25 protein-coding genes and 1 tRNA gene are annotated in these 25,261 nt (G+C 67.2%); 19 read left to right on the top strand and 7 right to left on the bottom strand.

The window, feature by feature from the left end; all coding sequences use genetic code 11:
• Positions 1 to 35 precede the first annotated feature (35 nt).
• Positions 36 to 109 (bottom strand) — tRNA-Leu (locus tag K3U96_RS13605).
• Positions 110 to 196: 87 nt separating this feature from the next.
• Between K3U96_RS13605 and K3U96_RS13600 the strand changes: the two genes are divergently transcribed.
• The 6 genes from K3U96_RS13600 (at position 197) to K3U96_RS13575 (ending at position 6,130) form a co-directional block, all read left to right on the top strand.
• Positions 197 to 820 carry a two-component system response regulator PdtaR gene (locus tag K3U96_RS13600; protein ID WP_069406875.1) on the top strand — a complete coding sequence of 208 codons (624 nt, stop codon included), beginning with the start codon at positions 197 to 199 and terminating at the stop codon, positions 818 to 820.
• Between the two features lie 200 nt (positions 821 to 1,020).
• Positions 1,021 to 2,247, top strand: a complete 1,227-nt coding sequence (locus K3U96_RS13595) for a branched-chain amino acid ABC transporter substrate-binding protein (protein WP_069406876.1) — start codon at positions 1,021 to 1,023, stop codon at positions 2,245 to 2,247.
• An 83-nt stretch (positions 2,248 to 2,330) separates the two neighbouring features.
• On the top strand, positions 2,331 to 3,377 hold the full coding sequence (locus K3U96_RS13590) for a branched-chain amino acid ABC transporter permease (protein WP_220690050.1): 1,047 nt from the start codon (positions 2,331 to 2,333) through the stop codon (positions 3,375 to 3,377).
• On the top strand, positions 3,374 to 4,579 hold the full coding sequence (locus K3U96_RS13585; protein WP_220690049.1) for a branched-chain amino acid ABC transporter permease: 1,206 nt from the start codon (positions 3,374 to 3,376) through the stop codon (positions 4,577 to 4,579). The genes K3U96_RS13590 and K3U96_RS13585 overlap by 4 nt, the downstream gene beginning before the upstream one ends.
• A complete protein-coding gene (locus tag K3U96_RS13580) occupies positions 4,576 to 5,403 on the top strand; it encodes an ABC transporter ATP-binding protein (protein WP_069406879.1) in 828 nt (275 codons plus the stop codon). The genes K3U96_RS13585 and K3U96_RS13580 overlap by 4 nt, the downstream gene beginning before the upstream one ends.
• The gene (locus tag K3U96_RS13575; protein WP_220690048.1) at positions 5,387 to 6,130 is read left to right on the top strand and encodes an ABC transporter ATP-binding protein; all 744 of its coding nucleotides are present in this window, start codon (positions 5,387 to 5,389) and stop codon (positions 6,128 to 6,130) included. The genes K3U96_RS13580 and K3U96_RS13575 overlap by 17 nt, the downstream gene beginning before the upstream one ends.
• Before the next feature lie 16 nt (positions 6,131 to 6,146).
• On the opposite strand, the gene K3U96_RS13570 is transcribed toward K3U96_RS13575, so the two are convergent.
• From K3U96_RS13570 to K3U96_RS13560, 3 genes are read right to left on the bottom strand one after another with little or no spacing between them, the layout of a single operon-like run.
• The gene (locus K3U96_RS13570; RefSeq protein ID WP_069406881.1) at positions 6,147 to 6,410 is read right to left on the bottom strand and encodes a DUF167 domain-containing protein; all 264 of its coding nucleotides are present in this window, start codon (positions 6,408 to 6,410) and stop codon (positions 6,147 to 6,149) included.
• Between the two features lie 44 nt (positions 6,411 to 6,454).
• The gene (locus K3U96_RS13565) at positions 6,455 to 7,663 is read right to left on the bottom strand and encodes a lipid-transfer protein (RefSeq protein ID WP_069406882.1); all 1,209 of its coding nucleotides are present in this window, start codon (positions 7,661 to 7,663) and stop codon (positions 6,455 to 6,457) included.
• Positions 7,660 to 8,100 carry a Zn-ribbon domain-containing OB-fold protein gene (locus K3U96_RS13560; RefSeq protein ID WP_069406883.1) on the bottom strand — a complete coding sequence of 147 codons (441 nt, stop codon included), beginning with the start codon at positions 8,098 to 8,100 and terminating at the stop codon, positions 7,660 to 7,662. The genes K3U96_RS13565 and K3U96_RS13560 overlap by 4 nt, the downstream gene beginning before the upstream one ends.
• A gap of 186 nt (positions 8,101 to 8,286) precedes the next feature.
• Between K3U96_RS13560 and K3U96_RS13555 the strand changes: the two genes are divergently transcribed.
• From K3U96_RS13555 to coaE, 8 genes are all read left to right on the top strand, one after another.
• The gene (locus tag K3U96_RS13555; protein WP_069406884.1) at positions 8,287 to 8,640 is read left to right on the top strand and encodes a hypothetical protein; all 354 of its coding nucleotides are present in this window, start codon (positions 8,287 to 8,289) and stop codon (positions 8,638 to 8,640) included.
• 58 nt (positions 8,641 to 8,698) lie between these two features.
• Entirely contained in the window at positions 8,699 to 11,443 is a 2,745-nt protein-coding gene (polA, locus tag K3U96_RS13550) for a DNA polymerase I (protein WP_220693325.1), read from the top strand.
• A 13-nt stretch (positions 11,444 to 11,456) separates the two neighbouring features.
• Positions 11,457 to 12,665, top strand: a complete 1,209-nt coding sequence (locus K3U96_RS13545) for a threonine/serine exporter family protein (protein WP_220693324.1) — start codon at positions 11,457 to 11,459, stop codon at positions 12,663 to 12,665.
• Between the two features lie 95 nt (positions 12,666 to 12,760).
• A complete protein-coding gene (locus K3U96_RS13540) occupies positions 12,761 to 13,243 on the top strand; it encodes a nuclear transport factor 2 family protein (protein ID WP_220693323.1) in 483 nt (160 codons plus the stop codon).
• Positions 13,240 to 14,085 carry an NmrA family NAD(P)-binding protein gene (locus K3U96_RS13535; protein ID WP_220693322.1) on the top strand — a complete coding sequence of 282 codons (846 nt, stop codon included), beginning with the start codon at positions 13,240 to 13,242 and terminating at the stop codon, positions 14,083 to 14,085. Before K3U96_RS13540 ends, K3U96_RS13535 begins: the two co-directional genes overlap by 4 nt.
• On the top strand, positions 14,082 to 14,693 hold the full coding sequence (locus tag K3U96_RS13530; RefSeq protein WP_220693321.1) for a TetR/AcrR family transcriptional regulator: 612 nt from the start codon (positions 14,082 to 14,084) through the stop codon (positions 14,691 to 14,693). The genes K3U96_RS13535 and K3U96_RS13530 overlap by 4 nt, the downstream gene beginning before the upstream one ends.
• A gap of 165 nt (positions 14,694 to 14,858) precedes the next feature.
• Complete coding sequence (rpsA, locus tag K3U96_RS13525; RefSeq protein ID WP_220693320.1) at positions 14,859 to 16,304, top strand: 30S ribosomal protein S1; 1,446 nt, start codon at positions 14,859 to 14,861, stop codon at positions 16,302 to 16,304.
• A 6-nt stretch (positions 16,305 to 16,310) separates the two neighbouring features.
• The gene (gene coaE, locus K3U96_RS13520; protein ID WP_069407014.1) at positions 16,311 to 17,471 is read left to right on the top strand and encodes a dephospho-CoA kinase; all 1,161 of its coding nucleotides are present in this window, start codon (positions 16,311 to 16,313) and stop codon (positions 17,469 to 17,471) included.
• Between the two features lie 4 nt (positions 17,472 to 17,475).
• On the opposite strand, the gene K3U96_RS13515 is transcribed toward coaE, so the two are convergent.
• Together K3U96_RS13515 and K3U96_RS13510 are read right to left on the bottom strand one after the other, a co-directional pair.
• Positions 17,476 to 18,048, bottom strand: a complete 573-nt coding sequence (locus tag K3U96_RS13515) for a hypothetical protein (protein ID WP_220693319.1) — start codon at positions 18,046 to 18,048, stop codon at positions 17,476 to 17,478.
• 79 nt (positions 18,049 to 18,127) lie between these two features.
• Positions 18,128 to 18,634, bottom strand: coding sequence for a ribonuclease FAU-1 family protein (locus tag K3U96_RS13510; RefSeq protein ID WP_205871098.1), 507 nt, complete (start codon positions 18,632 to 18,634; stop codon positions 18,128 to 18,130).
• A gap of 73 nt (positions 18,635 to 18,707) precedes the next feature.
• Here K3U96_RS13510 and uvrB point away from each other — a divergent pair, with 73 nt between their 5' ends.
• The 4 genes from uvrB to K3U96_RS13490 all read left to right on the top strand — a co-directional run bounded on the left by uvrB (position 18,708) and on the right by K3U96_RS13490 (position 23,722).
• Positions 18,708 to 20,867: an excinuclease ABC subunit UvrB gene (gene uvrB, locus K3U96_RS13505; protein WP_069407016.1), complete on the top strand. Its 2,160-nt coding sequence runs from the start codon at positions 18,708 to 18,710 to the stop codon at positions 20,865 to 20,867.
• A gap of 68 nt (positions 20,868 to 20,935) precedes the next feature.
• Positions 20,936 to 21,724, top strand: a complete 789-nt coding sequence (locus tag K3U96_RS13500) for an HPF/RaiA family ribosome-associated protein (protein WP_220693318.1) — start codon at positions 20,936 to 20,938, stop codon at positions 21,722 to 21,724.
• A 62-nt stretch (positions 21,725 to 21,786) separates the two neighbouring features.
• On the top strand, positions 21,787 to 23,214 hold the full coding sequence (locus tag K3U96_RS13495; RefSeq protein WP_220693317.1) for an MFS transporter: 1,428 nt from the start codon (positions 21,787 to 21,789) through the stop codon (positions 23,212 to 23,214).
• A gap of 238 nt (positions 23,215 to 23,452) precedes the next feature.
• Positions 23,453 to 23,722: a hypothetical protein gene (locus K3U96_RS13490; protein ID WP_069407009.1), complete on the top strand. Its 270-nt coding sequence runs from the start codon at positions 23,453 to 23,455 to the stop codon at positions 23,720 to 23,722.
• Positions 23,723 to 23,727: 5 nt separating this feature from the next.
• On the opposite strand, the gene K3U96_RS13485 is transcribed toward K3U96_RS13490, so the two are convergent.
• The gene (locus K3U96_RS13485) at positions 23,728 to 24,381 is read right to left on the bottom strand and encodes a UdgX family uracil-DNA binding protein (RefSeq protein ID WP_275085430.1); all 654 of its coding nucleotides are present in this window, start codon (positions 24,379 to 24,381) and stop codon (positions 23,728 to 23,730) included.
• A gap of 367 nt (positions 24,382 to 24,748) precedes the next feature.
• Here K3U96_RS13485 and K3U96_RS26915 point away from each other — a divergent pair, with 367 nt between their 5' ends.
• Positions 24,749 to 25,192, top strand: coding sequence for a universal stress protein (locus K3U96_RS26915; protein WP_110917407.1), 444 nt, complete (start codon positions 24,749 to 24,751; stop codon positions 25,190 to 25,192).
• Positions 25,193 to 25,261: the final 69 nt, after the last annotated feature.

Here is a 25,261-nt window from a genome sequence, read left to right as displayed (position 1 = left end):
ACCCTTGGCGCACAAGGGGTCCGACACACACAAAGTGCCCTCGGTGGGATTCGAACCCACACTGTCTGGGTTTTGAGTCCAGTTCCTCTGCCAGTTGGGATACGAGGGCGTCGGGACGTGCATTCCCGCGCGGGTTACTACCTTAGAGGATGACCCGACGTCGCAGATCGCGGCCGCTACCGCCACAATATCCACCATGACCGCGTCACCGACCGACGCCCAGACATCACGGCGCGTTCTCGTCGCCGAAGACGAGGCGCTCATCCGCATGGACCTTGCCGAGATGCTGCGCGAAGAAGGCTACGAGATCGTCGGAGAGGCCGGCGACGGGCAGGAGGCCGTCGACCTGGCCGAACGCCTCAAACCCGATCTGGTGATCATGGACGTCAAAATGCCCCGTCGGGACGGTATCGACGCGGCCGCCGAAATCGCCGGCAAGCGCATTGCACCCATCGTCATCCTCACGGCGTTCAGCCAGCGCGACCTCGTCGAGCGGGCCAGAGATGCCGGCGCGATGGCCTATCTGGTCAAACCGTTCACCATTACCGACCTGATCCCGGCCATCGAAGTTGCCGTCAGCCGGTTTCGCGAGATCTCTGCGCTGGAGCGCGAGGTGGCCACCCTGGCGGATCGGTTGGAGACCCGCAAACTTGTCGAGCGCGCCAAGGGTTTGCTGCAAAGCAAGCATCAGATGACTGAACCCGAAGCGTTCAAGTGGATCCAGCGCGCCGCGATGGACCGCAGAACCACCATGAAACATGTCGCCGAGGTGGTACTGGAAAACCTGGAGACGCCCGAGGAAGCCCCGCCGGCAAGCTAGAAATCCGCCGCGAGATCGGGCTCACACGACATTTGCGAAGTTGCGATTGGAAGTACTCGACGTATGCGGTGGCGCGACGCGTCCCCCAACAGCGCGCACTAGGGCGATGCGTTGGTTAAGGTCTTCCCCTAGCGTCGCCGCCTATCCGGTTTGAATTGACTGCTGCGATGCCGACGGAAACTTCAATCGGGAGGTGAAACGTGCGCGGTCGCGTAGCACGGAATGCAGTTGCTATCGGTAGCGCGGGTCTGCTCGCGCTCGGCGGCGCGATGGCGCTGGCCGGCTGCCAACAGTCCCAGCCCGGCGGCGAGGACAACGCGCAGGCCGACCTCAAGATCGTCGAGCAGGTGCAGATCGATCAGAGCGGCGCGGAAGTCCCGCCCGACAACAGCGCGACTCCGGCCGATCCGGCCGGCGACGGCCAGGCGCAGTGCCCCCCGGTCTCGATCGCCATGGCCGGCGCGTTGAACGGTCCGGACGCCGCGCTCGGCATCAACATCAAAAACGGCATCCAGTTGGCGGTCGACAAACACAACGCCGCCAACCCCGGCTGCCAGGTTCAGCTGAAGACCTTCGACACCGAGGGCGACCCGCAGAAAGCCACCCAGATCGCACCGCAGATCATCAACGACGCCTTCACCATCGGCCTGATCGGCCCGGCGTTCTCCGGTGAAACCATGGCCACCGGCGACGTGTTCAACCAGGCCGGCCTCGTCGCGGCCACCGCGTCGGCCACCAACGTGACCCTGTCGGACAAGGGCTGGCGGACCTTCTTCCGCGGACTGGGCAACGACGGGGTGCAGGGACCCGCGGTGGCCAACTACATGAAGAACACCCTGGGCCACAAGAAGGTCTGCGTCGTCGACGACAGCACCGACTACGGCCTCGGCCTGGCCCAGACGATGCGCGAGACGCTCGGCCCGGTCGCCGATTCGGCCTGCAACATCGCGGTGAAGAAGGGGGACAAGGACTTTTCGGCCGCGGTGACGCAGATCAACGGCGCCAGCCCGGACTCGGTGTTCTTCAGCGGCTACTACGCCGAAGCGGCACCGTTCGTGCAGCAACTCCGCGACAGCGGATTCACCGGCACCTTCGTCAGCGCTGACGGCGCCAAGGACCCGCAGTTCGTCAAGCAGGCCGGCGACGCATCAAAGGACGCCATCCTGTCCTGCCCGTGCGGTCCGTCCACGGGCAGCTTCGCCGAGGAGTACCGGCAGAAGTTCAACCAGGAGCCCGGCACCTACAGCAGTGAGGGCTACGACCTGGGCACGATCATGATGAAGGGCATCGACTCCGGCGCCATCACCCGGCCGGCACTGTTGGAGTACATCCGCAACTACGACGGTCGGGGAGTGGCCCGGCAGTACCAGTGGACACCCACCGGTGAGCTGACCAACAGCCTGATCTGGATCTACAAGGTTCAGTAGCCGCCGAGGCGGGACGCGTCCGAGACCGTAAGGCTCGGACGCGTTTTCGCTAGAACAACATATCCTCGAGGAGCCGCCACCGGATGACCGGGACTTTGCCCGAGTGCGTCGGTGAGTCCGCGTGCCTGGCCGCCAACATCAGCTTCAACCTCGACGGCCTACGAGACGGTTTCTGGCAGCTGACGATCGACGGCCTGTCGTGGGGTGCGATCTACGCGCTGGTGGCGGTCGGCTACACGCTGGTCTACGGCGTGCTGAAGTTGATCAACTTCGCCCACTCCGAAGTCTTCATGTTCGGCATGTTCGGCGCCTACTTCTGCCTGGACATGGTCTTGGGGTTCACGCCGAGCGGTAACACCTACAACAAAGGCCTCGCGCTGACGGTGCTGTATCTGGGCATCGCCATGCTGTTCGCGATGATGGTGTCCGCCACCACCGCGGTGGGTCTGGAGGCGGTCGCCTATCGCCCGCTTCGCAGACGCGGGGCCGGACGGCTGTCCTTTCTCATCACCGCGATCGGCATGTCGTTCGTGTTGCAGGAGTTCGTGCACTTCATCCTGCCCAAGATCATCGAGGGGTACGGCGGATCCAACGCGCAACAACCGATCCGGCTCGTCGCCCCGGAGACGCAGTTCACCGTGTTCGGCGCGGCGGTCTCCAACATCACGCTGATCATCGTCATCGCCGCGCTGATCCTGGCCCTGCTGACCGACTTGGCCATCAACCAAACGAAGTTCGGCCGCGGCATCCGTGCGGTGGCCCAGGATCCGGACACCGCGACGCTGATGGGCGTGTCGCGGGAACGGGTCATCATGATGACGTTTCTCATCGGCGGCCTGCTGGCCGGGGCGGCGGCGTTGCTGTACACGTTGAAGGTGCCGCAGGGCATCATCTACTCCGGCGGCTTTCTGCTCGGGATCAAGGCGTTCGCGGCCGCGGTGCTCGGGGGCATCGGCAACCTGCGCGGCGCCCTGCTGGGCGGGCTGCTGCTGGGCATCATCGAGAATTACGGGCAGGCGGTCTTCGGCACCCAGTGGCGTGACGTGGTGGCGTTCGTTCTGCTGGTTCTGGTGTTGTTCTTCCGACCGACCGGGATACTCGGTGAGAGCCTTGGAAAGGCACGAGCATGAGGCCCAGCGAGAAGCCGCAGGCGGATCGCACATCGGGGTGGTCCGCGAAGGTGTTGGCGCCAGGGGATGCGGTGCGCCAGTGGTGGGATCGCCTTTCGCGCGTGCAGAAGTGGGGCTTCGGGGTCCTCGCGTTCGGGTTGCTCGCACTGCTGCCGCTGTTTCCGCCGCCGTTCCTGGACACCCCCAACATCAGCTTCGGCGGAACCATGGCGCAGTTCGCCATGGTCGCGATCATCGCGATCGGCCTGAACGTCGTCGTGGGCCAGGCCGGCCTGCTCGACCTGGGGTACGTCGGCTTCTACGCCGTCGGCGCCTATACCGTCGCGCTGCTCACCAGCCCGAACAGCCCGTGGAACAAGATGGGGCCCACCGGTTGGCTGCACGAGGACTGGGCCTGGCTGGCGTGTGTGCCGTTGGCGATGGCCATCACCGCGCTGAGCGGGCTGATCCTGGGTACGCCGACGCTCCGGTTGCGCGGCGACTACCTGGCCATCGTCACGCTGGGATTCGGCGAGATCATCCGGCTGATGGCCGACAACCTGTCGGAGGTCACCAACGGGCCTCGGGGCCTCAACGAGGTCGCCTATCCGCGCCTGGGTGAGAACGAACGGCTACCCGAAGGGGTGTTCTCCAGCGGCAACTCGGCCGGGGAAGCCAACTACGGCACATGGTGGTTCTGGCTCGGCATCGTCCTGATGGTCGTGATCCTCATCCTGGTCGGCAACCTGGAACGCAGCCGGGTCGGGCGCGCGTGGATCGCCATCCGCGAGGACGAGGACGCCGCGGAGGTCATGGGCGTCAACGCGTTCCGGTTCAAACTGTGGGCGTTCGTCATCGGCGCGGCGATCGGCGGGCTGTCCGGGGCGCTGTACGCCGGGCAGGTGCAGTTCGTCGCGCCGCCGACGTTCAACATCATCAACTCGATGCTGTTCCTGTGCGCGGTGGTGCTGGGCGGGCAGGGCAACAAACTCGGCGTCGTGGTGGGGGCGTTCATCATCGTCTACCTGCCGAACCGGTTGCTGGGCGTGGAGTTCCTCGGGATCAACCTCGGCGACCTGAAGTACCTGTTCTTCGGGCTGGCGCTGGTGATGCTGATGATCTTCCGCCCCCAGGGCCTGTTCCCGGCGCGCCAGCAACTGCTGACCTACGGCAAGGTCGCACGCGACCTGTTGCGCTCGCCGGAGAAGGAGTCGGCGCGGTGACGATCGAGGAACTCGCCGGCGTACACCGCGACATCCACGCTGCAGAGGGCGAAATCCTGCTGCAGACAAAGGAACTGACCATGAAGTTCGGCGGCCTGGTGGCGCTGGATTCGGTGTCGTTCAGTATCCGCCGCGGCGAGATCCTCGGCCTGATCGGACCCAACGGCGCGGGCAAGACCACCTGCTTCAACGCCATCACCGGTGTGTACCGGCCGACGTCGGGCACGGTGTTGTTCGACGGTGCACCGCTGGGCCGGATCAAACGTCACCAGATCACCCGCCGCGGCATCGCCCGCACGTTCCAGAACATCCGCCTGTGGGGTGAGATGACTGCGCTGGAGAACGTTATGGTCGGCACCGATGCGCGTCACTTCACCTCGGTGCCAGGGGCGTTGGTGCGCACGCCGCGCCACCGCCGCGAGGAGCGCTCGGCGATCGAACGCTCGGCGGCGCTGCTGCATTTTGTCGGCATCGCGCACCGCGGCGAGGAGAAGGCGAAAAACCTGTCATACGGCGACCAGCGGCGCCTGGAGATCGCCCGCGCGCTGGCCACCGAGCCCAAACTGCTCTGCCTCGACGAACCCGCCGCCGGGTTCAACCCTCGCGAGAAGGCCGCGCTGATCGAGCTGATCCAGAAGATCCGCGACGACGGGTACACCGTGCTGTTGATCGAGCACGACATGCGGCTGGTCATGGGGGTGACCGACCGCATCGTCGTGCTCGAGTTCGGCCGCAAGATCGCCGACGGCCTGCCTGCCGAGATCCGCGAAGACCCCCGGGTCATCGCGGCCTACCTGGGAGTGCCCGATGACGAAATCGAGTGACGATAAACCGGTCGTGCTCGAGGTGCGCGACGTCGTCGTGCAGTACGGACGCATCCGTGCCCTGCACGGAATCTCGCTGTTGGTGCGGGAAGGCGAACTGGTGACCCTGCTGGGCTCCAACGGTGCGGGCAAGACGACGACGATGCGGGCGATCTCGGGGCTGTTGCCGCTGACCGCCGGATCGGTGTGGTTCGAAGGCGCCGACGTCACCAGGGTCAAGGCGCATCACCGGGTGACCCGCGGCCTCATCCAGGCGCCGGAGGGCCGCGGGGTGTTCCCAGGGATGACGGTCGTGGAGAACATCGAAATGGGTTGCTACGGACGCAAGTTCGCCTCCCGGGCCGAACACCGGGAACGGCTGGACTGGGTGCTGGAGCTGTTTCCCCGGCTCGCCGAACGCCGCACCCAGGTCGGGGGCACGCTGTCGGGCGGCGAGCAGCAGATGCTGGCGATCGGCCGCGCGCTGATGGCCCGTCCGCGGGTGCTGCTGCTCGACGAGCCGTCGATGGGCCTTGCGCCGATGGTGATCTCGCAGATCTTCAAGATCATCGCCGACATCAACGCTCAGGGCACCACGGTGCTGCTTGTTGAGCAGAACGCGCAACAGGCGCTGAGCCGTTCCGACCGCGCCTACATCCTGGAAACCGGGGAGGTCACCCGGTCGGGTAACGCGCGAGAGTTGTTGGCTGACGACAGCATTCGCGCCGCCTACCTCGGTGTCGCCTGAGCGCCATCCGGACGGGCTAGTCGATGCGGAACCGCTTGACCCGCGCCGTCTGACCCGAAACCAACCGCACCCGACTGGGAGCCACGTCGAGGTGACGCGCCAGCACCTTGGCGACAGCCGCGTTGGCCTTGCCGTCGACCGCGCGCTCCGGCACGTAGATCGTCAGCGACCCGTCGTCGCCGACCTCCACCAACGGTCCTTTTCGGCTGCCCGGTTTGACCCGCACGACAAGCGTGCGTGAACTCGCACCGCAACCCGGTGTGTCGCCCGCTGGGCCCACCGCTCGTGAGGAGGACACGCACGCTCGCCGAGAAAGGCTGGGGTCTAGCGGGCGACGATCACCGACGAGCCGTGGCCGAACAGGCCCTGGTTCGCGGTGATGCCGACGTTGGCGTGTTCGACTTGGCGGCCGGTGGCTTGGCCTTTGAGTTGCCAGGTCAGTTCGCAGACTTGGGCGATGGCTTGTGCCGGAATGGCTTCGCCGAAGCAGGCCAGCCCGCCGGACGGGTTGACGGGGACCTTGCCGCCGATGGTGGTTGCGCCGCTGCGGAGCAGTTGTTCGGCTTCACCTTTGGCGCACAGCCCCAGATGCTCGTACCAGTCCAGCTCCAGGGCCGTGGACAGATCGTAGACCTCGGCGAGGTTCACATCCTCGGGACCGATCCCGGCCTCAGCGTAGGCAGCGTCGAGGATCTGGTCCTTGAACACCCGCTCGGGTGCGGCTACCGCGGCGGTGGAATCGGTTGCGATATCCGGTAGTTCAGGAAGATGCTGCGGATAACGAGGCGTCACCGTGCTGACCGCGCGCACCGAAGGCACTCCCTCCAGGGAACCGAGGTGCTTCTGCGCGAACGCCTTGCTCGCCACGATCAGTGCGGCCGCACCGTCCGAGGTCGCGCAGATGTCGAGCTGGTGCAGCGGGTCGGCGACGACCGGGCTGGCGAGTACGTCTTCGACGGCGGATTCCTTGCGGTAGCGGGCATTCGGGTTCTGCAGGCCGTGGCGGGAGTTTTTCACCTTGACCTGGGCGAAGTCCTCGGGGGTGGCGCCGTAGAGATCCATCCGGCGCCGCGCCAACAGCGCGAAGTACACCGGGTTCATCGCCCCGATCAGGTGGAAGCGCTGCCAATCCGGGTCGTTTTTGCGTTCACCGCCGACCGGGGCGAACGCTCCCTTGGGTGTGGTATCCGCACCGATCACCAGCGCCACATCGCAGAACCCGGCCAGAATGTGGGCGCGTGCGCTCTGCAGGGCCTGCGAGCCGCTGGCGCACGCGGCGTAGGAGGAGGACACCGGAACCCCGTTCCAGCCCAGCTTTTGGGCGAACGTGGAGCCGGCGATGAAACCGGGATAGCCGTTTCGGATGGTGTCGGCACCGGCGACCATCTGGATCTGCGGCCAGTCCAGGCCGGCATCGGCCAGCGCGGCGCGCGCGGCGATCACCCCGTACTCGGTGAAGTCACGGCCCCACTTGCCCCACGGGTGCATGCCCGCGCCCAGGATGTAGAGCGGTGCTGGGGTGTCAGTGCTCATTGGGCCACCTTCCAGGCGTATACGACACGGTCGACGCCGTCATCGTCGACATACAGCGTCATGGTGGACAACTCCATCTCCATGCCGACCTTGAGGTGTTCGGCCAGGGTGCCGTCGACCACCTTGCCCAAAATGATCAGCCCCTCGTCGGCCAGTTGCACGGCCGCGATCGCGAACGGTTCGAAGGGATCAGGCGCCGGGTAGGGCGCCGGCGGCGGATAGCGGTTCTCGGTGTAACTCCACAACGTGCCCCGACGCGACAACGGCACCTGCGCCAACTCATCACCCCCACATGCGGGGTTGGGGCAGTTGGTGGCGCGCGGCGGAAACACATAAGTCCCGCACCGATGACATTTACTACCGATCAAATAGGGCGCGCCGGACTCGTCGGTGGCAAACCACCCGTCGACGGCTGGCTGAGAGGAGGCAACTGACACGTCGGTCAGCCTACCGACCCGCCATCTGAGACTGAAACGTGTTCCAGTTCCACCGCCGGATCGCGTCGTCACCGCGCCCGGCCGGCCCACGACCTCGACGATTCCCAGCCATACATGCGGGTTACGGGAGTAGCGTCCGCGCATACATCACGATCTGGCGCGGGCAGATTGGGGGTCGGCTAAGCGATGGTGCGTCGTGCCGGAAAACGAGCAAAGACGGCGACCTCGGCCCGGCACACCGTGGACGTCCGCACCGCCGGACCGATCGACCTCGCCGCGATCGGCGGATCCGCGGCACAGCACCGCGGCTTCGACGATCCGATCTGGCAACCCATCAACGGCATCTCGCTGCAGGACTACGCCAGGCTGGCCCGCGAGGCGCAGGCCCGCGGGATCGTCGATCAGGCCGGGATGATCGGCATCGCCGAGGAGCGGGGCTGGAGCTCGGCGGAGACCAAGGCCGCGCTCGACGGCTGGCTGGTGCGCATCGGCCAGTCGATGGAGGTCGGTCAGCAGTTCCGGATGTTCCTGGGTTTCTGAGGCCAGAAGCGGTCGAGGGTGCCTACTGCTTGTCTCAGGCGGTGCATAGAGTGAGGCCGTGAGCTCAGCCACCACCGCCGCAGACAAGAAGCCGGGTTCGGCTCCCGGAGCCGAGCAGAAGCCGACATTGATGCTGTTGGACGGTAATTCGCTGGCATACCGGGCGTTTTACGCGTTGCCGGCGGAGAACTTCAAGACCAGGGGCGGGCTGACCACCAACGCCGTCTACGGCTTCACCGCGATGCTGATCAACCTGCTGCGCGACGAACAGCCCAGCCATATCGCCGCGGCGTTCGACGTGTCCAGGCAGACGTTCCGCGTCGACAAGTACCCGGAGTACAAGGCGGGCCGGTCGTCCACACCCGACGAGTTCCGCGGCCAGATCGACATCACCAAGGAGGTGCTGGGCGCGCTCGGCATCACCGTGCTGGCCGAACCGGGTTTCGAGGCCGACGACATCATCGCCACCCTGGCCACCCAGGCCGAGGACGCCGGCTACCGCGTCCTGGTCGTCAGCGGCGACCGTGACTCACTGCAGCTGGTCAGCGACGACGTCACGGTGCTGTACCCGCGCAAGGGCGTCAGCGAGCTCACCCGGTTCACCCCCGAGGCCGTGGTGGAGAAGTACGGGCTCACCCCGCGGCAGTACCCCGACTTCGCGGCGCTGCGCGGTGATCCCAGCGACAACCTGCCGGGCATCCCGGGGGTCGGGGAGAAGACGGCCACCAAATGGATCGCCGAATACGGTTCACTGCAGGAGCTGGTCGACAACGTCGATGCGGTGAAGGGCAAGGTGGGCGATGCGCTGCGGGCCCACCTGTCCAGCGTGGTGCTCAACCGGGAACTGACCGATCTGGTCAAGGACGTGCCGTTGGCCCAGACCCCCGACACGCTGCGCATGCAGCCGTGGAACCGCGACCAGATCCACCGGTTGTTCGACGACCTGGAGTTCCGGGTGCTGCGCGACCGGCTGTTCGAGACGCTGGCGTCGGCCGATCCCGAGGTCGACCAGGGCTTCGACATCCGCGGCGGGGCGCTGGAGCCGGGCGAGCTGGCCGGCTGGCTGGCCGAACACAGCCTGGGCAACCGGTTCGGCCTGGCCGTGGTGGGCACGCATCAGGCCTTCGACGGCGACGCCACCGCGGTGGCGATCGTCGCCGCCGACGGCGAGGGCCGCTACCTCGACACCGCCACACTGATCCCCGAGGACGAGGCGGCGCTGGCCTCCTGGCTCGCCGACCCGGGCTCGCCCAAGGCCCTGCACGAAGCCAAGCTGGCGATGCACGACCTGGAAGGCCGCGGCTGGACGCTCGCAGGCGTCACGTCGGACACCGCGCTGGCGGCCTACCTGGTCCGGCCCGGACAGCGCAGCTTCACCCTCGACGACCTCTCGCTGCGGTACCTGCGACGCGAACTGCGCGCGGAAAAGCCTGAACAGCAACAACTTTCGCTGCTCGATGACAGCGACGGCGTGGACGACCAGGCCGTGCAGACGCTGATCCTGCGGGCCAGCGCGGTGATGGACCTCGCCGATGCGCTCGACGAGGAGCTCGCGCGCATCGACTCGCTGGCATTGCTGAACAACATGGAGCTGCCCGTGCAGCGGGTGCTCGCCGAGATGGAGACCGCAGGCATCGCCGTCGACCTCGAGCGGCTCGGGGAGCTGCAGAGCGAGTTCGCCGACCAGATCCGCGACGCGGCGGAGGCCGCGTACGCGGTGATCGGCAAGCAGATCAACCTCGGCTCGCCCAAACAGCTGCAGGTGGTGCTGTTCGACGAGCTGGAGATGCCGAAGACCAAACGCACCAAGACCGGCTACACGACGGATGCGGACGCGCTGCAATCGCTGTTCGACAAGACCGGCCATCCGTTCCTGCAGCACCTGCTGGCGCACCGCGACGCCACCCGGCTCAAGGTGACCGTCGACGGGCTGCTGAACTCGGTGGCCTCCGACGGACGCATACACACCACGTTCAACCAGACCATCGCCGCGACGGGCCGGTTGTCCTCGACCGAGCCGAACCTGCAGAACATCCCGATCCGCACCGAGGCGGGGCGACGGATCCGGGACGCGTTCGTGGTCGGCAGGGGAGCCGACGGCGACTTCGCCGAGCTGATGACCGCCGACTACAGCCAGATCGAGATGCGCATCATGGCGCACCTGTCCAAAGACGAAGGGCTGATCGAGGCGTTCAATACCGGTGAGGACCTGCACTCGTTCGTGGCGTCGCGGGCGTTCTCCGTGCCGATCGACGAGGTCACCGCCGAACTGCGGCGCCGCGTCAAGGCGATGTCCTACGGGTTGGCCTACGGGTTGTCCGCATACGGTCTGTCCGCGCAGCTGAAGATCTCCACCGAAGAAGCCAAGGTGCAGATGGAGCAGTACTTCGACCGGTTCGGCGGGGTGCGCGATTATCTGCAGTCCGTCGTGGACCAGGCGCGCAAGGACGGCTACACGTCGACGGTGCTGGGCCGCCGCCGTTACCTGCCCGAACTCGACAGCAGCAACCGGCAGGTCCGCGAGGCCGCCGAACGGGCCGCGCTGAACGCACCGATCCAGGGCAGCGCCGCCGACATCATCAAGGTGGCGATGATCAACGTCGACCAGGCGATCAAGGACGCCGGGTTGACGTCGCGGATGCTGCTGCAGGTGCACGACGAGTTGCTGTTCGAGGTTGCGCCGGGCGAGCGCGACGCCCTGGAGAAGCTGGTGCGCGAGCGGATGGGCAACGCCTACCCGCTCGATGTGCCGCTCGAGGTGTCTGTCGGCTTCGGCCGCAGTTGGGATGCGGCCGCGCACTAGCCCCGGCACCACCATGAGCGGACAGCGGATCGGTTACGTCGCCCGGCTGGGTGCCGCGATGGCGGCGTCGAACTATCCGGTCACGATGGTCCGCCAGATGATCGAGCGGTGCTCGTCGTCATACGGGCTCGACGCCAGTTTCATCGCGTTGCCCAACCACGTACAGGTGGTGGGCCCGGCCACGGAGTCCGGCTCGGTGGTCAAGGCCGCCCAGATCGGCCGCGACCTGCGCTTCGACCAGGCGTTCCCCCTGGCCGGGCTGGTCTCCGACACCCTGCACGGGCGGGTCGACCCGATCGCGGGCGAGGCCCGGCTGGACCGGATCGAGGCGCTGCCTCCGCCGTACCCGAGTTGGGTGACCGTGCTGGGGTATGGCGTGTGGAGCGCCGGCCTGGCCCTGGTGCTGGAACCGACGCCGTTGAACGTGCTGGTGGCAGGAGTGCTCGGGGTCATGGTCGGGCTGTTCTGGGTGGCCGGGCAGCGCATCCCGGAGCTGGCGTATCTGGTGCCGGTGATCAGCGCGTTCGCGGTCACCGCGATCTGTATCGTCGGCGCGCGCTACCTGGAGTTCGATCACGTCGGGTTGCGCGCCCTGATACCTCCGCTCGCGATGTTTCTGCCCGGCGCCGCCATCACGTTGGCGGTCATCGAGTTGACCTCTCGCGATGTCATTTCGGGGTCCAGCCGACTCATCGCCGGGTTCGTCCAGATCGTGCAGTTAGCCTTCGGCATCGTGATCGCCGCGCAGGTGTTCGGACTGGATGAGAGCCAGTTGAGCCCGGAGGCGATCAACAAGATCGGGCCGTGGGCCCCGTGGCTCGGTGTCGTGGTCTATGCGCTGGGAGTCATGCTGTTTCTGGCCCCGCCGCGTTCGTTTCTGCCGTGGCTGGTCTCGATCTCCGCGATCGCCTATGCCGCCCAATTCCTGGGCGATCTGCTGTTCGGCAGCTACGCGAGTGGCTTCTGCGGAGGGTTGGCGCTGTCGGTCGCGGCGTTGGCGATGTCGCGGCTGCGCCCGGCGCCGCCGGCGATCACCATGATCCTGCCGGGCTTTTGGCTCTTGGTGCCCGGATCGATGGGCCTGATCGGGGTGGCCGAGATATTCGGCGCCGACGGCGATGATGCGCTACCTGCCACGCTGATCTCGATGATCTCGGTCGCCTTGGGCCTGCAGGCCGGCCTGGTGCTCTGGCGGGTGATCCGGCGTCAGCCGGCCCGGTAGTTCGACGCGGTACAGGGGTCGGCGCCGGTTTGGCCCGGAATAGCGGCGGCGAAGACACTGTTCTCGCTATTACGAGACGGTACCGTCCGTAATTGATGAGAGGAAGCCCCGAGGTGGAACAACTCGACGACCAGCGGCGCCGGAGCCGGGCGCACGCCACGATCGACCGGCTGCAGCACGCCCTGCTCGACCACGACATGCAGGCGTTCGCCGACGAATGGGCACCCGACGGCACCATGTCGTTCCCCTTCGCGCCGCCCGGCTGGCCGGAGCTCGACGGTCGCGAGGCGGTGCGCGCTTACGTGTCTGACTACACGCAGACCTTCGACGTCGCGGCCATCACCCGGCAGACCCGCCACGACACCGCTGACCCGGACACGGTGATCCTCGAGTGGGCGGTGAGCGGGCGTGCGGTCAAGACCGGGAACCCGTACGAGATCGCCTACGTCGCCGTCATCACCGTGGATGCCGACGGCATCAGCGGCTATCGCGACTACTGGAACCCGCTGGCCGCCGGTGCGGCGCTGGGCGGGCTCGACGAGATGATGGCGGCCTTCGACGTGGCGGGCGAGAAGTGAGGACGACGGTTCTCGTCGTCGGTGCCACCGGAACCACCGGAGCGGCCGTGATCGACGAGCTGCGCCGATTTCCGGACCTGTCGGTCCGCACGGCGACGCGGGCGGCGGCGGCACCGACTGACCTCGAGCACCACGTCTTCGACTGGTTCGACGACGACACGTGGCGCCCGACGCTCGACGGGGCCGACCGCCTGTTTCTGCTGGCGCCGATCGGTCACCCCGACCCGGTCACGGTGGTCGGACCGTTCGCCGAGCTGGCCATGGCGAGCGGCGTGCGTCGCGTCGTCATGCTCAGCTCGTCGGCGGTGGCCTGCGGGGACGCCGGTCTCGGGGCGGTCGACGCGCTGGTGCGCAGTACGTTCCCGGAATGGGAGATCCTGCGACCGTCGTGGTTCATGCAGAACTTCGTCGGTAACCATCCGCTCGCCGAAAGCATCCGGGCGACCGGCGAATTCATCACCGCCACCGGGGACGGCAAGCTTGCGTTCATCGACGCGGGGGACATCGGCCGGTGCGCCGCCGCGCTGCTCGCCGCCCCGGGTAGCACAATTGACGAGCACGTCCTGACCGGTCCGCAGGCCTTGAGCTACGACGAGGCCGCCGCGGTGATGTCCAACGTCACCGGCCGGCGGGTCACCCACCGCGCCGTTGCGCCCGAACGCTACATCGACCGTCTCGTCGGGGCCGGTTACGACGCCGAGTTCGCCGCCGGTCTGGTGGCCCTCGACGGGCTCGTGCGCGACGGTGCGCAGTCGCGCGTCACCGACGCCGTCGAGCGGCTCACTGGAAATGCGCCGCGCAGCTTCGAGGACTTTCTGCGCAGTCGGCGAGGACCCTCGTGAGTGTCGGGCGCCCTCGCGACGCCAGGGTGACCGACGCGATCCTGGCCGCGGTGTTCACCGAACTCGCCGACAACGGCGTGCGCGGCCTGACGATGGAGGCCGTCGCCCGGCGGGCCGGCGTCGGCAAGAGCTCGCTGTACCGCCGATGGCCGTCGAAGGTCGAGATGACCGTGGAGCTGATGCGCACGCTGAGCGTCACCAGTGCGCCGGCCCCCGACACCGGATCGCTGGTCGGCGACGTCCTGGCGCTGCTCGACGAGGTGCACGCCTGGCTGACCGATCCGCAGGTGCGCTCCATCTATCCGGACCTGCTGGCCGAGGCGCAGCGCAATCCCGCCCTCGGGGCTGCGCTCATGGACCATGTCGGCCGACCCAGACGGGCCCGCGCCCAGATCGTGCTGGACCGCGCTGCGCAGCGCGGGGAACTGTCCGAGCGCGCCGATCGTGACCTCATCCTCGATGCGGTCGCCGCGCTGGTGTTCTGGCGGGTGATCGCACTGAGCCGACCGGTGACCCGGGCGCACCTGCAGAAGGTGGCGGCCCTGATCTGCGCCATGGCCGGCGGCGCGGGCATTGGGGGCTCCACCGCCGGTGGGGACCCGCGCTAGGCCGAGCAGGTTTGTCCAGCGTGGAGTCAGTCGAGTACCCTCGACGGGTACCTGTCTGGGAAGTCATTGGCTTTTTTCCAGGCTTACCGATCGTCCTCGGCGGGTAACACCAGAAAATTCATGTCCCAGTCCCTACGACCAAACCTGTCCGGAGCAACCCACCACATGCCAAGTCCCTCCGTCACCTCGCCCCAAGTAGCCGTCAACGACATCGGCTCGAGCGAGGACTTTCTCGCCGCCATCGACAAAACCATCAAATACTTCAACGATGGCGACATCGTCGAAGGGACCATCGTCAAGGTTGACCGTGACGAGGTCCTGCTCGACATCGGTTACAAGACCGAAGGCGTCATCCCGTCCCGAGAACTCTCCATCAAGCACGACGTCGACCCCAACGAGGTCGTTTCCGTGGGCGATGAGGTCGAAGCCCTGGTCCTCACCAAGGAGGACAAGGAAGGCCGGCTGATCCTGTCCAAGAAGCGCGCTCAGTACGAGCGCGCCTGGGGCACCATCGAAGAGCTCAAGGAAAAGGACGAGGCCGTCAAGGGCACCGTCATCGAGGTCGTCAAGGGCGGCCTGATCCTCGACATCGGCCTGCGCGGCTTCCTGCCCGCGTCGCTGGTCGAGATGCGTCGTGTCCGCGATCTGCAGCCGTACATCGGCAAGGAGATCGAGGCCAAGATCATCGAGTTGGACAAGAACCGCAACAACGTGGTGCTGAGCCGCCGGGCCTGGCTGGAGCAGACCCAGTCCGAGGTGCGCAGCGAGTTCCTCAACCAGCTGCAGAAGGGCGCCATCCGCAAGGGCGTTGTCTCCTCGATCGTCAACTTCGGCGCGTTCGTCGACCTCGGCGGCGTCGACGGCCTGGTGCACGTCTCCGAGCTGTCCTGGAAGCACATCGACCACCCGTCCGAGGTCGTCCAGGTCGGCGACGAGGTCACCGTCGAGGTGCTCGACGTCGATATGGACCGCGAGCGGGTTTCGTTGTCGCTCAAGGCAACCCAGGAAGATCCGTGGCGCCACTTCGCCCGTACCCACGCGATCGGCCAGATCGTGCCGGGCAAGGTCACCAAGCTGGTGCCGTTCGGCGCGTTCGTCCGCGTCGAGGAGGGCATCGAGGGCCTGGTGCACATCTCGGAGCTGTCCGAGCGCCACGTCGAGGTTCCCGACCAGGTGGTCCAGGTCGGCGACGACGCGATGGTCAAGGTCATCGACATCGACCTGGAGCGGCGCCGCATCTCGCTGTCGCTCAAGCAGGCCAACGAGGACTACATCGAAGAGTTCGACCCGTCCAAGTACGGCATGGCCGACAGCTACGACGAGCAGGGCAACTACATCTTCCCCGAGGGCTTCGACGCCGAGACCAACGAATGGCTCGAGGGTTTCGAGAAGCAGCGTGAGGAGTGGGAGGCCCGCTACGCCGAGGCCGAGCGCAGGCACAAGATGCACACCGCGCAGATGGAGAAGTTCGCTGCCGCCGAGGCCGAGGAGGCGGCCAGGCCGTCGACCTCCAACGGCACCTCGCGCGGCGACGACGCTCCTGCCGGTGGCTCGCTGGCCAGCGACGAGCAACTCGCGGCGCTGCGGGAGAAGCTCGCCGGCTCCGCCTAAGCGCGGATGCTGCGTATCGGTCTGACCGGCGGAATCGGCGCCGGTAAGTCGACGGTGTCCGCCGCGTTCAGCGAATGCGGCGGCATCATCGTCGACGGGGACGTCATCGCCAGGGAGGTCGTCGAGCCCGGCACCGAGGGGCTCAACCAGCTGGTCGAGGCGTTCGGCGAGGACATCCTGTTACCCGACGGTGCGTTGAACCGTCCTGCGCTGGCCGCCAAGGCATTTCAGGACGACGACACCCGCGCGCTGCTGAACGGCATCGTGCACCCGCTCGTCGGTAAGCGGCGCGAGGAGATCATCGCCGCGGTCTCGGAGGACACCGTGGTGGTGGAGGACATCCCGCTGTTGGTGGAGACCGGGATGGCGCCGATGTTTCCGCTCGTCGTCGTCGTCACCGCGCCGGAGGAAATCCGGGTGACCCGGCTGATCAAGCGGGGCATGGACGAGGCGGATGCGCGCGCACGGATCGCCGCGCAGGCGACCGAAGAACAGCGCCGCGCGATCGCCGATGTGCTGCTGGACAACTCGGGTTCCCAGGGCGAACTCGTCGAGAAGGCCCGTGACCTCTGGTACAGCCGCGTGCTGCCGCTCGCACACAACATCCGGACGCGGGCATGCGTACCGGCAGCCCATCACTTGGCGCCGTACCGGGCCTCCTGGGCCGAGGATGCGGCGCGCATCATCAAGCGCATCGAAATGGCTTGCGGGGCAACGGCTTCGCGTGTCGACCACATCGGCTCCACGGCGGTGCCCGGGATGGACGCCAAGGACATCATCGATATCCAGGTCACGGTCGCCTCGCTCGAGGACGCCGACGCGCTCGCCGAACCGCTGACCCACGTGGGCTTCCCGCGCCGGCAGGACATCACCGCCGACACAGCGCACACCGATGATCCGGTCAAGTGGCGCAAACGATTTCACTGCGCCGCAGATCCCGGCAGGCCGGCCCACATCCACATCCGCGTCGACGGGTGGCCGAACCAGCAGTTCGCGCTGCTGTTCACCGATTGGCTTCGCGCCAACCCCGGGGTGCGCGAGGACTATCTGCAAGCCAAGCGGCACGCGTCGACGACCTCCGACTACGTCGGGGCGAAGGAGCCGTGGTTCCTCGACGCGTATCGGCGCGCCGGGCAGTGGGCGACTACCACCGGGTGGCGGCCGTAGCGCGTCAGATCGGCGGCGGGGGCGGTGCGTCTGCCGGTGGTGCGTTCGGGTCGGGCGGTGCGTCTGCCGGCGGTGTGTTCGGATCGGCGGGCAGCACGTTGGGAACTCCGCTGACCGGCGCCTCGCAGACGATCGCGCCGTAGTCGGGATCGTCGCGCTGGGGCAGGACGGTCGGTCCGATGAAGTCATCGCCCTGGGCGACGATCTTGTCGTCGATCAGGATCTCGCAATGCAGGTTCGCCGAGTACGGCCACTGGATCGTGACACGCATGTTGGCGGTGCTGGACGCGGGCAGGACGGTGTTCACCTCGAAGACCCGCCCGGGCACCATGGTCGGGTCGGCGGACTGGATCTGGTTGCCCTGCGCGGTGTAGGTGATCGTCGCGCCGCGCGAAACCCCGTCGATGCGGGCCCGGTAGATGATGTTGTGCAGTACCTCGGCACCGTCCTGCGCGTGATCGCCGTTCTGCGCATCCACCGTCGGGTCAGCCAGCGCCGATCCCGGTGTCACCAGCGCGCCGGTCAACGCCACCGCTACCGCCGCGACCACGATCCATCTGTGCTCGGCGGTGCTCATGTGACCAGAGGTTACCGCCCGCCCCACGGCGGGGTCATGCCCTGTCTTCACCATCACGATCAAGATCGTCCCAAACCGGTCACCCGTTACGCCAGGTGAGGGTCATCCCGTGGCCGGCCAGCCAGCGCGGCAGGTCGTAGTCGTGCCGCGCCAGCCCATCGATCGCCGATACCGCGGTCTGCACCGCCTGCTCACCGGTTTCGGGGCTCAGCAAACCATGCCGGACCGCGGTCAGCAGTTCGTCGACGTCGCAGAGCTGCGCGCCGATGCCGGTGCGCAGCACAAGATCGAGGTAGTGGTCCTCGGCGTGCCATACCCTCGAGCCGCGGGTGATCTGCCCGACGTCGAGGTAAAAGTCCTGGTCACGCTGGTGGCCCGGGTTGAAGTGGAACACCGTGGCCCGCAGTCCCAGCGACGGCAGGAGCCACGACTCCAGATAGTGGAATTGGACGCGACCGGGCGTGGGCCTGGCCATGTAGAGGCCCCAGGGTTCGACGGTGTAGACGTCGACCGCCCGCACGATGCCTTTCGGATCGGTGTTGGTGCGGGCGACAAGATCGAAGGTCTCGTGTTTGGGAGCGTGGATGCGGTCAGCCTACTGCGGTGCCGCGACGGCGGTGGAACAGAAACTGTCGGTGGCGGGTTCTACCCTGGTGAATATGGCTTTCGCGACCGAGCGTCCGGTGGTGGCGCATTCCGAGTACCGCGCTGTTGACGACGTCGTGCGCGCAGGCGGCCGCTTCGAGGTGGTCAGCCCGTACTCGCCCGCGGGTGACCAGCCGGCCGCCATCGACGAACTCGAGCGCCGGATCAACGCCGGGGAGCGCGACGTGGTGCTGCTGGGCGCCACCGGGACCGGTAAGTCGGCGACGACGGCGTGGCTGATCGAGCGGGTGCAGCGGCCCACCCTCGTGATGGAGCCGAACAAGACGCTGGCCGCCCAGATGGCCAACGAGCTGCGGGAAATGTTGCCGCACAACGCTGTTGAGTACTTCGTCTCGTATTACGACTATTACCAGCCCGAGGCGTACATCGCGCAGACCGACACCTACATCGAGAAGGACAGCTCGATCAACGACGATGTGGAGCGGCTGCGGCACTCGGCTACCTCGGCCCTGCTGTCGCGTCGTGACGTGGTCGTGGTGGCGTCGGTGTCCTGCATCTACGGCCTGGGCACCCCGCAGTCCTACCTGGACCGCAGTGTCGAACTCAAGATCGGCGACGAGGTGCCCCGCGACGCGTTGCTGCGGCTGCTGGTCGACGTCCAGTACAACCGCAACGACACGGCGTTCACCCGCGGCTCGTTCCGGGTGCGCGGCGACACCGTGGAGATCATTCCGAGCTACGAGGAGCTCGCCGTCCGTATCGAGTTCTTCGGCGACGAGATCGAAGAGCTGTACTACCTGCACCCGCTGACCGGCGACGTCGTCCGCAAGGTCGACTCGCTGCGGATCTTCCCGGCCACGCACTACGTGGCCGGCCCGGAGCGGATGGCGCATGCGATCACCACGATCGAGCAGGAGTTGGAGGAGCGGCTGACCGAACTCGAGGGTCAGGGCAAGCTGCTGGAGGCGCAGCGGCTGCGGATGCGCACGAACTACGACGTCGAGATGATGCGTCAGGTCGGGTTCTGCTCGGGTATCGAGAACTATTCGCGCCACATCGACGCGCGGCCCGCCGGGTCGGCGCCCGCGACGCTGCTCGACTACTTCCCCGAGGACTTTATGCTCGTCATCGACGAGTCACACGTGACGGTTCCGCAGATCGGCGGCATGTACGAGGGCGATATGTCCCGCAAACGCAACCTGGTCGACTTCGGGTTCCGGCTGCCCTCGGCGGTCGACAACCGCCCGCTGACCTGGGAGGAATTCGCCGACCGGATCGGGCAGACGGTGTACCTGTCGGCCACCCCCGGCCCGTATGAGCTGAGCCAGTCCGGCGGCGAGGTCGTCGAGCAGGTGATCCGCCCGACCGGCCTGGTCGACCCCGAGGTCGTCGTCAAGCCGACGAAGGGTCAGATCGACGACCTGATCGGGGAGATCCGGCAGCGCACCGAGCGCGATGAGCGGGTGCTGGTCACCACGCTGACCAAGAAGATGGCCGAGGACCTCACCGACTACCTGCTGGAGATGGGCATCCGGGTGCGTTACCTGCACTCCGAGGTCGACACGCTGCGTCGGGTCGAGCTGCTGCGCCAGCTGCGGCTGGGGGAGTACGACGTGCTGGTCGGCATCAACCTGCTGCGTGAGGGGCTGGACCTGCCGGAGGTGTCGCTGGTGGCGATCCTCGACGCCGACAAGGAAGGGTTCCTGCGGTCCACCCGCAGCCTGATCCAGACCATCGGCCGCGCCGCCCGCAACGTCTCCGGCGAAGTCCACATGTACGCCGACAACATCACCGACTCGATGCGGGAGGCGATCGACGAGACCGAACGGCGCCGCGCCAAACAGGTCGCCTACAACGAGGCCAACGGCATCGACCCGACGCCGTTGCGCAAGAAGATCGCCGACATCCTGGACCAGGTGTACCGCGAGGCCGGTGACACTGAAGCCGTCGAGATCGGCGGTTCGGGCCGCAACGCGTCGCGCGGGCGTCGCGCACAGGGCGAACCCGGCCGCGCCGTCAGCGCCGGCATCATCGAGGGCCGCGACACGTCGAACATGCCGCGCGCCGAGCTGGCGGATCTGATCAGGGATCTGACCGAACAGATGATGGCGGCCGCGCGGGATCTGCAGTTCGAGCTGGCTGCCCGCATCCGCGACGAGATCCACGACCTGAAGAAGGAACTGCGCGGTATGGACGCCGCAGGGCTGAAGTAGCGCTACGGCCGATCAACTGATGACCTTCGCCTCTCGTATGCAGCCGCGCGCACAGGTACAACGTAGTCATGAGCGAAAAGCCGGATATACAGCCGAATTTCGACGTCAATGTGACGACACGCGGTCAACTGCCCGGGGCCGCCGACTACGCCGAGGCGAAGATCTCGGGCCTGGGCCGGTTCGCGCACCGGCCGATCAGGCACGCACACGTCAAACTGACCCGGCACGGGGATCCGGCGCAGGAGCGTCCGGTCGTCGCCCAAGCCAACCTCGACGTGGACGGTCGCCTGATCAGGGCCGAGGCGCAGGGTGACAACGCACGCGAGGCGATCGACCGCCTCGACGACCGCCTGCGGCGCCGGCTGCGGCGGGCCGCCGAACACTGGGAGGCCCGGCGCACCGGCCGACCCGTCGATCTCGCCGGGGACGAGCCTGGCGATCGGCCCGGCCGTGTCTCGATACCAGCGGGGGAGCGCCAGATCGTGCGGCGCAAGTCCTACACGCTCGCGGCCTGCTCCGTCGACGACGCCGCCATGGAGTTGGAGCTGCTCGACTACGACTTTCACCTGTTCACCGAGAAGGGCACCGGGATGGCCAGCGTCATCTATCGCGACGGGCCCACCGGATACCGGCTGGCACAGGTCGCGGCGGCGGCCAAGGACCAGCTGGCGCCGTTCGAGCTGCCGGTGACCATCAGCGCCGCGCCGCCGCCCTGCATCACCCTCGAGCAGGCCACCGAGCGTCTGGGCCTGTTGGCGTTACCGTTTCTGTTCTTCATCGACGCCGCCGAGGGTCGCGCCGGGGTGCTCTATCACCGCTACGACGGCCAGTACGGGTTGATCACCCCGGCGGGTTGACCGCTCGCCCCCGCGGGACGCGCAGTTGACCTCAACTTCGGTTGAGCTCGTACCGTGACCACGTGACCGACCGAGCGCCGATAACCGCGGGTAGCTGGCGTGAGCTGTTGGGCCCGAAAAATCTCGGCGCCTCCACCGTGCTCGCGGGCGGCGTGGCGCTGTATGCGACCAACGAGTTCCTCACCATCAGCCTGATGCCCAGCGCCGTCGCTGACATCGGCGGGTACCGGTTGTACGCCTGGGCGACGACGGTGTATCTGGTGGCGTCGGTGGTCGCCGCCACCACCGTGTACTCGGCGTTGATGCGGTTCGGCCCGCGGCGGTCGTATCTCTTCGCGCTCACGGTGTTCGGCGCGGGCAGCGTGGCATGCGCTGCCGCGCCCACGATGGAGACGCTGCTGGTGGGGCGCACAGTGCAGGGTCTGGCCGGCGGCCTGCTGGCCGGTCTGGGCTACGCCGTCATCAGCACCGCGCTGCCGAGCATGCTGTGGACCAAGGCGTCGGCGCTGGTGTCGGCGATGTGGGGAGTCGGTACCCTGCTCGGTCCCGCCGCCGGCGGGCTGTTCGCGCAGTTCGGCTCGTGGCGCTGGGCTTTCGGCGTGCTGGCCGTCCTCACGGTCGCGATGGCCGTGCTGGTTCCCGTCGCGTTGCCCGCGCGTAACGACGCGGCCGTCGAGGCCGCGACGACGCCCGTTCCGGTGTGGTCGCTGATGCTGCTCGGGCTTGCCGCGCTGGCGGTGAGCGTTGCCGGTCTGCCGCGTGACGCCCGGGCCACCGTCGGGCTGCTGGTGCTCAGCGGCGCTCTGGTGGCGGCGTTCCTGTACGTCGACCGGCGGCGGCCCGCCGCGGTGCTGCCGCCGAGCGCGTTTCGCGCGGGCCCGCTGAAGTGGATCTACCTGACGTTGGGGCTGCTGATGGCCGCGACGATGGCGGATATGTACGTGCCGCTGTTCGGGCAGCGGCTGGCACACCTGACCCCGGTGGCCGCCGGCTTCCTCGGCGCCGGCCTGGCCATCGGATGGACCGCAAGCGAGATCGGCAGCGCGTCGCTGCGCACCGATCGCACGATCAGGCGCACGGTGGCGCTCGCGCCGCTGGTGATGGCCATCGGGCTGGCCGTGACGGCCGCGACGGTGTCCGACGACGCGTCGGCTGCCCGCGTCGCGGTGTGGGCGTTCGCCTTGTTCGTCACCGGGGCAGGGGTCGGCCTGGCCTGGCCGCATCTGTCGGCGTGGGCGATGAGCCGCGTGGACGATCCCGCAGAGGGACCAGCGGCGGCCGCCGCGATCAACACCGTTCAGCTGATCAGCGGGGCGTTCGGCGCCGGGTTGGCCGGGGTGGTGGTGAACGTCACCGAAACCGGCGGCGCGACGCCGGCGCGCTGGCTGTTCGCCGCGTTCGCCGCGCTGGCGGCGATCGGCGTCCTCGCGTCCGTGCGAAGCGGACGACCGTATCCGGCGTACGCCGCGAAATTGCGTTCCGGGTCGTGACATCACCAATTCGACTGCCCGGAATGTCATTTCGCCGGGAGCGCGGATCGCAAACTCATGGATATGAATTGGGCAGGGACACAGTGCCGTTCAGCACACATTCCGTTGGTAACACAACGGTTCGTCGACGGATTCTGCCGACACGTCGGGGGAATGGGCATCGCGTCGGCGTGGTTGAAAACGCTAAAATCGTGGCGGGTCGGATCGCTGAATTTGACGGAACAGTAAGGGATTTATCGTGAACGTGAAGAAGTTCGGGGCCGCAGCAGCGATGGTCGGCGCGCTGGGCTTCACGGCCCTCGGTGTTGGTGCGGGTGTGGCCAGCGCCGATCACGCGGTGCCCAATACGCCAGGTGTGACATGGAAGCTGGACCGGCCACATTGGGATGACCACTGGGACCACCGGCACCACGAATGGCGCGGCGCGGGCTGGCGCGGGCCGCACGACAACCCGTGCGCGTGGGTTCCGCCGGCCGTCTCAGTCTGGGTGCCACCGGCTGTGTGCTAGCCGGACTACGGCAGAAGTCCGGCGGCGAACCGCAGGTCGCGGACCAGGGCGTCGAACGCCTTGTCGCGTTCGGACGGCGGACCGCGCAGCACCGATGACGGGTGGACGGTGACCGCCACCCGCGGATCGAAGCGCAGCTGGACGCTCCCGTCGTCGCCGGGCAGGCGCAGCGCCTCACCGCGGTGTGCGGTGAGGCGAAACGCAGTGCCCAGCAACGACTGAGCGGCCGTGGCGCCCATCAGCACCACCACATCGGGGTGCAGGGCCGTCAGTTCCTGGATCAACCACGGCCGGCACGCCACCACCTCGGTGCGGCTCGGCGTCTTGTGGATACGGCGCTTGCCGCGTTCGGGCAGCGTGAACTTGAAGTGCTTCACCGCATTGGTGACGTAGAGCCGGTCGCGGTCGATCCCGGCCGCCTCCAGCGCTTTGTCGAGCAGCCGGCTCGCCGGGCCGACGAACGGTGCGCCCGTCTTGTCCTCCTGGTCACCGGGCTGCTCACCGACCAGAACCATCTGCGCGGAACCCGAACCCGCGCCGAACACCGCCTGGGTCGCATCCAGGTACAGATCGCAGCCCTTGCAGCCCTGCACGGCGGCGGCCAACTCATCCAGGTCGCCGGTGTCGGGAACGAAATCTGCGGCGGTTCGCGCTGCCATGGTCACCGGGTTACCCGCCTTCAGGCGCCAGAACCGCATCGGCGGTATGCGCATCGGAAATTCGAATACCGGGCAGCGGCCACCGAATTGGGAATTTGCACTTCCGACGATTGTGGGCCCGGACCGAAATCCGGCCGGCCCGGTTTTTGCCTACCGGTGTTTCGTCCCGCCCTGACAAACGTTCTCCGACACGGATTTTGCCCGGGTGTAGGGCAGATCACGTGGGCCGGCGCGAGGTGATCTTGTCGGTAAAAGCGCACCAAAATGGCAGGCTAATGGTATTCATGTGTAGTGATTCGCACCCATGTTCGGGTCCGCAAGGGTTACTGTCTCGGGTGGCGTTGAAATTGACATTGGGAGGATATGGATGAGCGCATATCAGACCGTCGTGGTTGGCACGGACGGATCCGATTCATCGCTGCGCGCGGTGGAGAAGGCCGGCCATATCGCTGGAGAGAACGCCAAATTGATCGTCGCGACGGCGTATTTCCCCCAGGAGGAAGACCAACGCGCCGCTGACGTGCTCAAGGACGAGGGCTACAAGATGTCGGGTAACGCCCCCATCTACGCCATCCTCCGCGAGGCGCGGGAACGTGCGCAGCAGGCCGGGGCGAAGAACGTCGAGGAGAAGGCAATCGTCGGCGCTCCGGTCGACGCGCTTGTCGAATTGGCCGAAGAGGTCAAGGCCGACCTGTTGGTGGTCGGCAACGTCGGGCTGTCCACCATCGCCGGGCGGCTGCTCGGTTCGGTGCCCGCCAACGTGGCCCGCCGGTCCAAGACCGACGTGCTGATCGTGCACACCACCCCGTAAAGGTCAGCAACGCCACCACGATCAGCCAGTCGCCGAAGCGTTGGTAGCCGGTGGTCCGCGAACCCAGCG

It is taken from the genome of Mycolicibacterium holsaticum DSM 44478 = JCM 12374 (assembly GCF_019645835.1).
In the GTDB taxonomy this organism is placed as follows: Bacteria; Actinomycetota; Actinomycetes; order Mycobacteriales; family Mycobacteriaceae; genus Mycobacterium; species Mycobacterium holsaticum.
The sequence above is the reverse complement of the archived record's forward strand: the minus strand, read 5'-3'. Positions and strand labels throughout refer to the sequence as shown.